The 13,910-nt window shown below is 37.5% G+C and carries 8 protein-coding genes; 1 reads left to right on the top strand and 7 read right to left on the bottom strand.

What is annotated here, in order from left to right; translation table 11 throughout:
• The first annotated feature begins 37 nt into the window (after positions 1-37).
• A complete protein-coding gene (locus L1S35_RS05900) occupies positions 38-511 on the top strand; it encodes a TspO/MBR family protein (RefSeq protein WP_236397784.1) in 474 nt (157 codons plus the stop codon).
• A 49-nt stretch (positions 512-560) separates the two neighbouring features.
• Here the strand turns inward: L1S35_RS05900 and L1S35_RS05895 are convergent, their stop codons facing one another.
• The 7 genes from L1S35_RS05895 to L1S35_RS05865 are packed head-to-tail and all read right to left on the bottom strand — an operon-like array spanning position 561 to position 13,862.
• Positions 561-3,716, bottom strand: a complete 3,156-nt coding sequence (locus L1S35_RS05895) for a DUF7619 domain-containing protein (protein ID WP_236397781.1) — start codon at positions 3,714-3,716, stop codon at positions 561-563.
• A 35-nt stretch (positions 3,717-3,751) separates the two neighbouring features.
• Positions 3,752-6,064, bottom strand: a complete 2,313-nt coding sequence (locus L1S35_RS05890) for a T9SS type A sorting domain-containing protein (protein WP_236397780.1) — start codon at positions 6,062-6,064, stop codon at positions 3,752-3,754.
• A 56-nt stretch (positions 6,065-6,120) separates the two neighbouring features.
• Positions 6,121-7,344: a BaiN/RdsA family NAD(P)/FAD-dependent oxidoreductase gene (locus tag L1S35_RS05885; RefSeq protein WP_236397777.1), complete on the bottom strand. Its 1,224-nt coding sequence runs from the start codon at positions 7,342-7,344 to the stop codon at positions 6,121-6,123.
• Entirely contained in the window at positions 7,341-8,000 is a 660-nt protein-coding gene (locus L1S35_RS05880) for a glycerophosphodiester phosphodiesterase (protein WP_236397774.1), read from the bottom strand. The genes L1S35_RS05885 and L1S35_RS05880 overlap by 4 nt, the downstream gene beginning before the upstream one ends.
• 1 nt (position 8,001) lies before the next feature.
• The gene (locus tag L1S35_RS05875) at positions 8,002-9,654 is read right to left on the bottom strand and encodes an alpha-amylase family glycosyl hydrolase (RefSeq protein WP_236397772.1); all 1,653 of its coding nucleotides are present in this window, start codon (positions 9,652-9,654) and stop codon (positions 8,002-8,004) included.
• A 4-nt stretch (positions 9,655-9,658) separates the two neighbouring features.
• Entirely contained in the window at positions 9,659-12,025 is a 2,367-nt protein-coding gene (locus tag L1S35_RS05870) for a glycoside hydrolase family 31 protein (RefSeq protein ID WP_236397769.1), read from the bottom strand.
• A gap of 4 nt (positions 12,026-12,029) precedes the next feature.
• Positions 12,030-13,862, bottom strand: a complete 1,833-nt coding sequence (locus tag L1S35_RS05865; RefSeq protein WP_236397766.1) for a glycoside hydrolase family 13 protein — start codon at positions 13,860-13,862, stop codon at positions 12,030-12,032.
• Between the last annotated feature and the right edge of the window lie 48 nt (positions 13,863-13,910).

The raw sequence follows: 13,910 nt of genomic DNA, 5'->3' as shown, positions 1-13,910 counted from the left end.
GTTTATTATATTTGAATAAAATTCAAACAAAACAAAAATGCAAAAGATTTTAAAAATAGTTTCGGTTGTTGTAGTGTGTGTAACAGTTGGTTATTTATCAGGAATGGTGACAAGAGATAGTATTACCACTTGGTATCCAACTTTGATAAAACCTGTTTTTAATCCACCGAACTGGATTTTTGCACCCGTTTGGACTTTGTTGTATATCATGATGGGAATTGCCGCTGGCTTAGTCTGGACAAAAGGTTCTGATGAACAAACAACTAAAAAAGCACTTGGCTTTTTTGCTATACAGTTTGGTTTGAATGCGCTTTGGTCGTACATTTTCTTTGGTTTGCATAATCCATTTTTAGCTCTAATCGAAATCATTTTGCTTTGGTTAATGATTATAGAAACCTATAATTTGTTCAAAAAGATTGACAAAACAGCCGGACTTTTATTACTTCCTTATTTGGCATGGGTAAGCTTTGCCACCATATTAAACGGAAGTATTTGGTGGTTGAATAAATAAAAAACCCCGTCTTTTTTAACGAGACGGGACTTTTATATTTACTTATAAATTATTGAATAATAAGTTTTTTAGTCAGTTTCAGATTGTTATCCAATCCTATTTCTACTAGGTAAACTCCTTTTGCCAAATCCGAAACATCAACAGTCACACTTTCCGTAACGATAGAAGAAACTGTTTTAATCACTTTCCCCAACACATCATAAAAAACTAGCTTGTTTATCTGTTCATTACTATTCATTAATCCAATTTGAACCGCATGTTTTGCCGGATTTGGATATAAAACCAGGCTGTTAGCATCAAAATCAGCTATACTTAATGGTACGGTAAATTTAGAAGAGAACGTATTGGTTACAATCGCCGGATTGCTGTCAAAAAATATTGAGGCGTTGTTCGGAATTATTGTGCCCGCTTGAAACCCCGGATTGAGCTGTACTTTAAACTGAATATAACCGATACTGCCTGTTGGGTTAACACTTGAAGGTGGTAAATGAATATTTTTAAAATTCCAAACGAGTTGATTGTTAATTCTTTTCATGGTATAGTTATGACTTGAACTCACCATTCTTACAGTCTCTTCATCTATCTGTGAATTGAGCACATCTTCAACTCTGACATCAAGAGCATCTGCTGTTCCGTTGTTTTGGAATCTAATGGTGTAAAAGAAGTAATCATCTTCAGCGAACGAGCTAATCGGAATGTTTTTACCACGGGATTCCATTTTATCATTAGGGTCATAAGAATTAACCACAATTTGAGAATTGGTATTTGCGTTGTTTGTCAAATCAATATCATTGGCCGGAGCCGAAATGGTAACACTATCTGTAAGCAAGTCTCCCAAACTTACCGTTGGTGTAGTTGGCACAGTCATAGTAACATAGAAAATCCTGGTTTCACCTGGTAAAAGATTGGTAAATGCATAAGTAAAACCCGTTCCATTCGTTACTGTTCCGGTTTGGGTAGTTCCAAAAACAGTAATTTCAGGTGGTTTTACAAAAGCTATTGTTCCGCCGGTAGCTGCTACTCCCAGGTTTTTATAGGTGATTTGGTTTAAATAACTTAATCCAGGTCTCGGCGGACTTATTGGAGCAATTGATATGGTTACATCATTATAAGGATTTGTTAGCGTAATTGGAAAATATAAAAATTGTGTAGCGCTTCCAACAGGAATACTAATGTTGTTATAAGTTGTTGTTCCCGAATCATAATAGCCAGCATATTCAGGCTGGATTTGATAACTAAAAGCATATGTATTTGCAGGATTGGAATCATACAAAGCAAATTGACCTGTTGGAGAATAACCATTTACATTTATTCCGTCACTGTTTTGCTGATAAATAAACGAACCATTAGGAAATAGCGGTTCTCCGGTATCACGAATGCCATTACTATTTTGATCTACAAAAGCCACCAAAAGTATTTTATCAGCATCGGGTGCACAGGTAACATTGGCAACCCAACCAGGATAAGTAACGCTGCCATCACTTCTAAATCTGAAAGTCAAACAACCATCAGGACTTGTTGAAGAAAAAGGCCCAGGAATTGTAGTTCCCCAAAATCCGCCTGCTAATCCACCGGGAACATTCCCTGCAGGATTCATACCTGCAATTTGTGGTGATGTTATTGAGTTTCCGTCAAAAACATATAAAGCATCCCAATTGGTTTCAGTATTAAATGAACTAAATGTTACAGTTACAATTTCTCCGGGTATTGTTGGGCAAATGGTATTGATACTATCAGAATTATTAGCATAATTACCGTTACCACCATTGTCAAAAAATTGACCTCCACAAGCGGGTGGAGCCGGAATCGTCGTAACAGGATTAAAAGGAACCCAAGGACAAACTACTAAAGGTGAAGTCGAACAAACAGCTCTAAGATAAATAGCATAACAGGTCGTTGGATTTAATCCTGTAATTGTAAAAGGGTTTGTTGCTACTTCAAAAAAGCCTGTCGAACTAGGCGATGGTTCAAGTCCACAAGGTAATAATAAAGCTTGCCAAGCAGAGGCAACGCTCGAATCAGGGTTTGGAGGTTGTGTCCAGTTTATTGTAACAGAATCAGAAGTAACATTGTTAATGGTTAATGCTGTTGGAAGACTACAAGCTGGTGGTGGTGCACAAGTGACATTGGCAACCCATCCGGCTCTGTTAATAGAAGTGTCACTTCTGAATCTGAAAGTCAAACAACCATCCGCACTAGTTGAAGTAAATGGGCCAGGAATAGTGGTTCCCCAATATCCTCCGGCTAATCCACCCGGAACATTTCCTCCCGTATTTGAACTTGCAATTTGTGCTGATGCTAATGAGTTTCCGTTAAAGACATATAAAGCGTCGTAACCGGTTTCGATGTTAAATGATGTAAAGGTTACTGTGACCACATCGCCGGTAATGGTTGGACAAATAGTAGTAGTGTTATCAGAACTATTAGTATAATTTCCGGCTAAACCGCCATTGTCAATAAATTGTCCACCGCAAATAGGAGGAAGAGTAGCTGTAGTTACAGGATTAAAAACACACAAAGTACTGTTGTCCGTTGGAGAACAAATAGCCCTAACATAAAAATTATAACATGTTCCTGGGGTTAACCCTGTTATTACATATGGATTAACAGAAACAACTTGTCCAACACTTGAGGCAGTTGGAGGAGCAGAACCACAAGCTAGTGCAAATACTTCCCATGAAGTAGCTCCACTAGTATCTGTCCATCCTAAAACAGCACTCGTTGCAGTTATTGATGTTACGATTGGGTTTACGGGAGAAGGACATGTCGTTGGCGGTCCGCAAGATACCTCGGCAATCCATCCGGCTTTGTTAATGATATTATCACTTCTGAATCTAAAAGTCAAACAACCATCCGCACTCGTTGAAGTAAATGGACCAGGAATTGCAGTTCCCCAATACCCACCAGCAAAGCCTCCCGGAACACCCGCTGCCGGATTTGCGCTTGAAATTTGAGGAGATGCTATTGATGGCCCATCAAAAACATATAGGGCGTCCCATTCAGCTTCTATATCAAATAATGTAAAAGTCACTGTTACTACATCGCCCGGATTTTCAGGACAAAAGGTAACGGTGTAATCGCTGTTAAATGCATAATTAGCAGTAGGACCTGCAGGATCGGTAAAAGTACCTCCACATCCCTGCGAATGAACAGCAGTTAGTGTTCCTAAAAAAAGGGAAAAAGTTAGGAGTAGAATTTTCTTCATGCTTGTTTGGTTTTTTGACATTCAAATATAGTGAACTATTTCAATAATAGCTTCTTAGTGATTTTAGTATTGTCCTCAGAAATTAATTCTACTAAATACAATCCTCTGGCAAAATGAGATACATCAATGCTAATATTGCTAAGTGTATTTTTATTTAGAGTATAAACTCTTTTTCCGGATACTTCATAAATCACAACAGTCGCTATTTTGTCATTGCTGTTAGAATTTGAAATGGTAACGCTATCATTTGCCGGATTTGGATATAAAGAAATTGTATTGGCATTGAAAGTCGGATTGCCTAATGTTTCTACAAATTCGGTGTCAAATGTATTCGTTACTATTGGTGGATTATAATCAAAATAAATAGAAGCCGTGTTTGGAATAATGTCACCAATCGCATAACCTGTTTTAGGTTTTATTTTAAATGTAATATAACCGTGACTTCCACTTGGGTTTGATGAAGTTGGTGGTAAATCGATGTTATAAAAATGCCATGTCAATTGACTGCCGATACGTTTTGTATTTACAGTATGGCTGGCATTGAGCATTTCAAAAGTGCTCTCATCTAATTGGCTGTCTAGCGCGTCTTCAACTCTTATGAATTCGGCGCTGGCACTTCCGGTATTTTCAAACTGAATGGTATAATACAGATAATCATTAGATGTAAAATCAGCATAAACAATTTTTCCGCCATGCGATTCCATTTTATCATTTGGATCATATGAACCAATAATTGTCTGAGTCATTGTTGCAGTGTTATTGGAAACATTGGTATCATTGGCAATTTGAACAGAAACGCTGTTGGTTACTAAATCACCAAGACTGACAGTAGGAATAGTGGGTACAGTCAAGTAAATTGTAATAAATCTTGATTCTAAAGGAGCTAGATTCGTAAAATCATAGGTAAACCCAGTACTTGTTGCAGTTGTTCCGGGTTGAGATATAGACGTGATACTCAAAGTTGGGTGTTTGGTAAATGTAATTGTTCCGTTAGTGATGTTTTGTGAACCAAGATTTTGATACCATATCGTATTGCTATAAGTAAATCCCGGTCTGGGTTGCCCTGTTGGATTAAGATAAACAGCAGCATCTACAAAAGGAGCAATTTCCAATATTGGGAAATCTAAATATTGGGCACCGCTACCGGTTGGAAGTGTTATATTAGTATATGTAGTTGATGAACTGTAATAAAGATTCCAACTGCCATTTATTGAAAAACTAATGTCATAAGAATTTCCCGGATTTGCATCATATATGTAGTATGAACCATTATTAGAGGCCCCGTATAGATTATTTCCAGAATCATTTATTTGGTATACAAAAGAACCATTATTAAAATTAACTTCGCCTGAATCTTTTATACCATTACCGTTACTGTCTAAAAAAGCATTCAAAACCAATGCCTGTGTACAGGCGCCGGCACTAGCACAATTTGGCATGCAGATATCTAATGGTTCCGACCAGTTACTATAACCTGAGCTACCGCAAAAACCTTTCATGTAAATCGAATAGCAGCTCTCAGACACCAAGCTGTTAATTGTAAAGGTATTTCCTATTGATGTAACGGTAATGGTACCTTCATACGAAGCGGGAGGAGGTGATCCATAAGGAACCGCTGCAATCAGACTTGCCTGTGTTCCCATTCCGAAGGTGGTTTGCCAGTTTAACGTCAATGTAGTATCCGTGATGTTGGAAGCACTCAAATTCGTAGGGGCAGAGCTCGTACACGGAGCACAATTATGAGTATTCAAAGTAAGGGTTGTAATACTGCGACAACCTGTTGTCGGATTTACAACATTAGCATAAAGTGTTTGTATTGGTTGATTTATTGGGATATAACCCGGACCAACCGGATTAGCCCCTATTTCAGCATCGGTCAACGTTTCATGATACGTAATGGTAAACCCGGTCGCTCCTCCGGTAATTTGAGTATTAGCATCGGACAAATTATAGATTGGCAACTCCATCATATCACAAAAAGCCAATTCTGCCGGATTAGCAGGGGGTGATGGCATTACTGTAAGATTGTAGGTTGAATAATAAATCTGACCATCAGTAGTGTCTAAAATGCGTAAGTGAATAAATTGACCTTGAAAAAGGTTTACATAACTGGTCGGATTGACTATAGGATTGGTCTGGTTCTCGGCGTCAGTAGGAGTGGTGTAATAAGTCACAACAAGTGCCGCAGGATTTGGTAGACCAATCGTTGGGATTATTGAGGTCAAATCAAAAACTGCAAAGCCATCATTATTATCATCGCAAGCCAATAATGGTGGAGGAACAGCAGGTGTTTGGGCATTAATACAAATACTGAAAAAAATCAACAATAGAAGTAATGGTTTTTTCATGATTTAGTTTTAAGGAAACCAAATTTAACTGATTTTGAACAAACTACAACATTAAATTATAGGAAATCTTCTGTAATTCTTTGCGCTACTATAAAACCCGAAGTCCAGGCATTTTGAAAATTAAATCCACCCGTAATCGCATCGATATTTACAATTTCTCCAGCAAAAAAAAGATTTTCATGCAGTTTACTTTCCATGGTTTTGAAATTGATTTCTTTTAAATCAATACCGCCAGCGGTAACAAATTCTTCCTTGAAAGTGCTTTTGCCATTTACCTGAAATTCACCATTGGTAAGTTGGTTGGCTAAATTGTTTAATTCTTTTTTGGATAAATCTGCCCATTTTCTTTCACTGTCTATTTCTGAAGCTAGTACCAAACTTTCCCACAAACGATTGGGAAACTCAAATGGGGATTTTTTGCTTACAGCTTTTTTAGCATGTTCTTGTTTGAGTTCTTTTAAAGAATCTATAGCTTCTTCGAAAGTGACTTCGTTAAGCCAATTCACCTGAATTATAAATTGATAATGTTTATCAAATAATTCTCTGGCACCCCAAGCAGATAATCTCAAAATTCCTGGACCTGACATTCCCCAATGCGTTATTAATAATGGCCCCGAAGCTTCAAGTTTACTGCCTTTTACTTTTACTTTGGCGAAAGCCGAAACGCCCATCAAATCTTTTATGCGGGCATCTTTTATATTAAATGTGAATAGGGAAGGAACTGGCGAAACAATATTGTGTCCAAGTTGCGTAAGCATATCCCAAATCTTAGGATTGCTTCCGGTAGTCATAATCAGTTTTTGACAAACAAAGGTTTGGTGATTGGTTTCCACTTTCCAATACGCATCAGCATGGAATATTGATTGTACGCTTTGACCTGTCAATACTTGGATTCCCAATTTTTGTGTTGCCGAAAGAAAACAATCAATTATGGTTTGAGAATTATCCGAAACAGGAAACATACGTCCATCATCTTCGATTTTTAATTCCACACCATGCTTCTCAAACCACTCAATAGTATCGCCAGAGCAAAACTGATGAAAAGGCCCACGTAATTCTTTTTCGCCACGCGGATAAAACTTCACTAAATCATTCGGAACAAAACAGGCATGCGTAACATTACATCGTCCACCGCCCGAAATACGTACTTTCTCCAAAACAGTTTTGCCTCTTTCAAGTATAGCAACTTTAAGCTTCGGATTATTTTCGACGATATTAATTGCCGTGAAAAAACCAGCTGCGCCACCACCAACAATTATAATATCGAAGTTTGAGTTCATATTCTATCCGGAAAATCTGTAATGATACCGTCAACGTTTAACGATTTAACAAAGATAATATCTTCTTGCTCATTGATGGTCCAAGGATAGACTTTAAAATTTTTGGATTGCATCTGGCTAACATTTTCTGCAGTCAGCAAATGATAATACGGATGAACCGAATAGGCTTTTATGAATTTGGCGAAAGCCAATGCTAAATCTAAATCAGTATCTGTCAAAACACCAATTCGGATTTTATCATTCAGAAAATGAACCTGCTGCAAGGCATTCCAATCGAAACTCGAAACGATAAAGTCTTCGTATTTCCAATGCTTTTCTGAAATATAACGTTCGATTAGTACAGCAACTTTATCGGCAGTTTCAAAGGTTTTGAGTTCGATATTGATAAAGCATTTTTTATTAACTAGTTCAAAGACAGTTTCCAGAGTTGGTATGCCAAACTCCTTTAATTCTTTGGCACTGAAATCTTTTACCAAACCTTTTGCTGAAGTTGTTCGGTCAACAGTATCATCGTGAATCACCATTACTTTTCCATCCAAACTTAAATGGACATCGAGTTCAATTCCGTCAACGTTTAAGTCAATCGCTTTTTGGAAAGAAGCCAAAGTGTTTTCGGCAACATGTCCTTTCGCACCGCGATGACCAATTTTGTGCATCTTATAGTTTTTCTAATAACAAAATTCCAAAATCAGTATTCAGAGAAACCATTCCTTTAACAACCGTTGCTGTTTTCCCCGAATAAGCATCTTTTACTTTGCTTCCGTTTGGAAAAACAGTTCCAATTGAAATAGTTTTTTCGCCTTTGGCTAAATCCAATCCAACCACAACTTTATCCGAATATTTCCCTTTGGTAAATGTTCTGCTGAACACATAAGGAGAAGCCGAAATTTGAGTGTGAATTCCGCCACCAACAGCAGGATGTTTTTTTCTGAACTTGCCTAATTTCTGCCAATGCAATAAAACTTCTTTAGTTGTTGCGTTGTTTGCAATGTCGTCCCAATTCATATTCGAGCGCAAAGTGGCATCGCCTTGAGTTCCTTCGATATCTAGCGAACGTGCGCTTTCGTCACCATAATAAACCTGCGAAATTCCCGGAGCCAATAATAATTTGGTGCCGCTTTCAAAGGTCTTTTCTCTTTTCTTATCAAAGGGATAACCATCATCATGAGAGGAAACATAGTTCATCACCGTGTTGCCTTTCAAGTCATTTTGCAAGATGCCGGAGTATTTGGAAAACAATTCCTCATAGTTCATTTTGGCTTCGTTTCTAAAATCAAAATTGATTAAACCTGTAAACCCATTTTCGAAATAATTGACTTTTTTATCGCCGAAGTCATAGAATTTTTTGTTACCAATGTTATATCCATAAACTTCTCCAACGGTAAAAAACGGATTGTTATCCAAGACTTTTTTTGGATTATTTTTTTTGTATTCGGCGAAAGCCCTGTCACATACTTTTTTGAAATCAGCCCAAACATCTTCAGTTGTGTGCTTGGCTGTGTCTACTCGATAACCATCAATTCCGAATTCAGTTATGTAATCCGCCAGCCATTTCATGATATAATATTTCGGTGCTCTTGGATAACCCGTTTTTTTGAAAAAAGCGTCAAGCGAAGCTACTTCTTTATCATAACGGCCTTCTTTTTTCCATTTGTTGGCTAAAAAAGTTGGCAATTCAACATTGTCATTGCTTTCTGTTTTCACATCGGGAAGATTGTCAACCAACGTACAATTGATATAAGTATCGTATGATTTATAAGTGCATTTTGGCGAAGTACGAACCCAATCATTCGGATAAACAGAATCTTCCGGAGTTACCGGTCCGGTGTGATTAATAACAGCATCAAGCATAATTCTGATGCCACGGGCATGTGCTTTCTGAACCAATTCTGCTAAATCTTTTTTGGTGCCGACACTTGGGTCAAGCGCAGTCCAATCACGTGTCCAATAACCGTGAAAGGCATACGTAAATCCGGTTCCTTCATCAACGCCATCATGGACTTGCTCTACAATTGGCGTCATCCAAATGACATTGATTCCAAGATTAGTGAAATACCCTTCGTCCAGTTTTTGAATAATACCCCGAATATCGCCGCCATCAAAACCGCGCAGTTTTCCGGTTGGTTTGTTTCTGTTGAAAGTATGATCGTTGGTTTTGTCACCGTTGTTAAATCTGTCGGTTACAATGAAATAGACATTGGCGGCTTCCCAAACAAAAGGGGTTTTTGGAGTTTCGATTTTTTTCTTTTGGCTGAATGTCGCTCCGCTGAAAAGAATAGTAATTATTATTAGAAGGCTTGTCTTTCTCATGATTTTAATATTCAATTTTAACTTCTGAAGTTGTTCCTTTGGTGATGGAAACGTTTACCTGTAAAGGTTCGTGAAAGGTTTTGTAAACGCGCTCCTGACCATTAACAAAAATCCGTTTGGCTTTGATGTTGTGGATTAATACCGATACATTTTTATCAGTTGATGTATAGTTTTTTCCTGTGACAGTAGCCAATTTAATAACTAATGATTTGTTATTGTTAGTGCTGTTGAAATTAATTATTTCATATTGACCTTTTTCAAAAGCATTAGGTGTTGCGCCGTCATCGTTATACAATTTGCCCGAAGAACTTTTAACACTTTCATCAAAATAATAATGAAGCTTAAAATTGGCCAACGAATATTTCGATGTGTTCTGAATGGTTTCAATCATTGGGATAAAACTTCCGCCACGAACAAAGGTTGGAATATAATCTTCGTTGATATTTATGCTTTCGGTTGTTCCTGCTGTGTGTTTTTCGTTGGTATAAAAATCAAACCAATTGCTGCTTTTTGGAAAATACACTTCCGTGGATGTTACTCCTGCTTTTGTAATTGGCGTAACCAAAAAGTCATTACCCCAAAAATAAGTTCCGGCTACAGATGTCAGGGTTTTATTATCCCATTCTTCGAAAAACAGCGGACGCATTAATGGCGTTCCTTTTTGATTGTTATCGAAAGACAAAGTGTAATTGTAAGGCATTAATTGATAACGCAAATCTACCAGCTTCTTGGCTTTTGCCATTGTGGCAACATCTTTTCGGGCAACTTCCGAAGCAACATCTTCCTGTGCATGCGGACGGAATATTGGATTAAAGACACCATATTGAAGCCAACGCAAATACAATTCGTTGTCAAAATAATCGCCGGCAAATCCGCCAAGGTCTGAGTGCATATAACCTAAACCCTGCATTCCCATTTGAAGTGCAATTTCCATTTGGCTTTGCAATCCGCCCCAACTTCTGCTTACGTCACCGCTCCAAGGCACCATTCCGAAACGCTGCGAACCCGAATATCCGGCACGCATTAATATAAATGGTCGTTGGGCTGGAAAATCTTTTTTATAACCTTCAGCGATTAGTTTGGCCCAATTGTGTCCGTAAATATTATGCACTTCATCAGCTTTTCCGCCAGCAGTTATGACTTTTGATGGAAAAACTTCAGGTTCACCTAAATCGCCCCACATGCCGCCAACGCCTTGGTTGATTAATCGTTTGTAAACATTCCAAAACCAATCTTTTCCTTCCGGTTTGAAAATATCTACAACGCTCGTATTTCCGAAATAGAAATCCCAGGTTGCCGGTTTTCCGGATTTGTCTTTTACCAATACATTTTTATCGACAGTTTCCTGCCATTTTGATGAGGTTGTCAGGATAAAAGGCTCGGTAATCAGAATTGTTTTTACACCTTTGGCATTCAAATCAGTTATCATTTTATCAGGATTTGGGAAATTGTCTTTGTCCCAATCGAGATTTCCCATCGTGTTTTTTATTCCTTTTCCAAACCAATATAAATCGAGAATAATAGCATCAACCGGAATGTTATTTTGCTCAAATTTCTTAATCGTATTTTCAACTTCTTCCTGCGAATGATAGCCAAAGCGGCTCGAGAAATTACCCAAAGCCCAACGTGGCAACAGTGGTTGTTTTCCCGTTAAATCAGTGTAATTCGAAACTAAATCGGTCCAAGTATTGCCAACGATAACCTGATAAGTCTTTCTTCCCGAAATGGTTTCGTAGGTTAAGGTATTGTCTTTTTTGCTATCCAAATCCAGATAACCAATGGCTGAATTATCAAAATGTACGGCATACAATTTTGATGACATTACTAAAGGAATACAAAAATTCATCAGCTCGGCTTTGGTTTCATAACCATAATGAGCACGATTGTATAATTGCAGTCGATTGCCACGACGGTTCATGCCAAGAGCTCTAGCGCCACCGCCATAAAGTGCTTCTGAGTTGTCGAGATTGAAAGATAAAGTTTGAGTGGAATCGTTGATCTTGGTGTAGCCTGATTTTTCGGATAACAGCACTTTTCCAAGATTGGAGTAAGTAATTTTAAAAGGCGATTTGTTTACAACAACTGTAATTCCTTTTGTTATCAGCGATAGCGAATTGTCATTTTTTGAAAAACTTCCCCAGCCTTTTTCAGGTGTCTTAACTACAGCATGCGAATTAGGATTGAAATTTTCCCCATTTGGAATGAATGAAGTTTCGACAATCTTATCCGAATACGGTTTTATCAAATACAAACCATCCGATGTTTTAATTTCAAGGATGTTGTTTTTCCAGGAATGGGAGATGTATTTTCTATTTGCGTTTTGGGCAAATGAAACCGTGGTTATCAGTAAAAGTATAAATAGTTTTTTCATTATTTTATTTCAATTCTAGAATCAAAGTTGATTTTCCATCGACTGTAATATCGTTTTTTAAATCGATTGTTTTTCCGGAAAGAATATCATTTCCGGTTTGATAGTTTTGGATGCTTTCGGCAAATCGTTTGGTTTTGAAAGTTTGACTTTCATTGCTGTTATTGATAATCACCATAACGCTTTCTTTTTCGTTATAACGGAAATAAACATACACATTATTTTCGGGAACATAGTGTTTCATTTTCCCGAAATGAATCACATCTTTTGATTTTCTCCAGTTGAATAATTTGGCTGTGAAATTGTAGAATTTCTCTTGTTCTTCTGTTCTTCCGGCTTTGGTGAAAGCGTTATTTCTATCACCACTCCAGCCACCTGGAAAATCTCTTCTAATATCACCATCACCTTTGCCTTTATCGCCATCCATACCAATTTCGGAACCATAATACAATTGTGGAATTCCACGAATAGTAGCCAATAAAGCCATTGCCATCTGATACTTTTTAAAGTCTTTTTTATATGCCTGATTAAAACGATTGGTGTCGTGATTTTCGGCAAAAACCATTATATTATTGATGTTTGGATACAGAAAATCGTTTGTGAAATTGTCATAGATTTTTATCATTCCTTTATCCCATTCACTTTTATCTTCATTAAAAACAGAGCCAAAAGCATCGTGTAACGTAAAATCCATTACGCTTGGCAGATTGGAATTATAACTTTGAATGGCGCCAATTTTACTGTCTTTTTGCCAAAAAGCCATTTGTGCCTGGTCGTGCATCCAGACTTCGCCTACGATATTAAAATTAGGATATTCATCAGTAATGGCTTTTGTCCATTTTGAAATGCCTTCTTTGTCATTGTATGAATAGGTATCCACTCTAAATCCATCCAAATCGGCGTATTCAATCCACCAAATCGCATTTTGAGTCAGATAGTTCAGCACTAAAGGATTTGATTGATTTAAATCGGGCATCGAAGGGACAAACCAACCATCCATACAATTTTCAGCATCAATAGCCGAAGCGTTTGTGTCGAATTGAGTTGTCATTCTGTAGTTAGAGTTTGTAAAGGTTGGGAATTGATGCACCCAATCATACGTTGGTAAATCTTTGTACATCCAATGCTGCCAACCCCAATGATTGGTTACATAATCCATAATGTTTTTCATGCCTCGCTTGTGTAATTCGGCACTCAATCGCAAGTAATCTTCATTAGTTCCGAAACGTGGATCGATTTTATAAACATCGGATTGCCCGTAAGTATGATAGGAACCTTTGGCATCGTTGTCTTCGCAAAGTGGCGTTGGCCAAACGGCAGTTGCGCCAAGTTCTTTTATGTAATCTAAATTTTTGATAATGCCTTCGATATCGCCGCCATGTCTCCCGTTAGGATTGCTTCTGTCGAATTTTTCAGTTACTGATTTGTCGCTGTCATTGTTTGGATTTCCATTAGCAAATCGGTCGGACATTATCAAATAAATCATATCTGATGAGTCATAACTTTTTCTGAATTTGGAATTTTCTCTTCTCGATTTCAGCTCATATTTCTTGGTAAAAGCTACTTTGTTTTTGCTTTTGAAGCTAAACGTTAATTCAGAAGCAGCTACATTTTTAGTGTCAATAGTTACAAAAACATAATTTGGATTTTCTGTTTTTTTGATATTTTCGATAACGATGTTATTTGAAATAGTAACATCATATTGCGCAATGTTTTTACCATAAAACATGATCTGAACGCTTGACAAATTCATTCCGGAATACCAAAAGGGCGGTTCAACACGGTCAATCTGCGCGAATGCAGAAGCGGAAAGCAGTAAAAGGAGAATTATTTTTTTCATAATGCAATTGTTTTTAAACCATATAAGGCATATAAATCAGATAAGAAT

The organism is Flavobacterium anseongense (genome assembly GCF_021608185.1).
Taxonomy (GTDB): Bacteria; Bacteroidota; Bacteroidia; order Flavobacteriales; family Flavobacteriaceae; genus Flavobacterium; species Flavobacterium anseongense.
The sequence above is the reverse complement of the archived record's forward strand: the minus strand, read 5'-3'. Positions and strand labels throughout refer to the sequence as shown.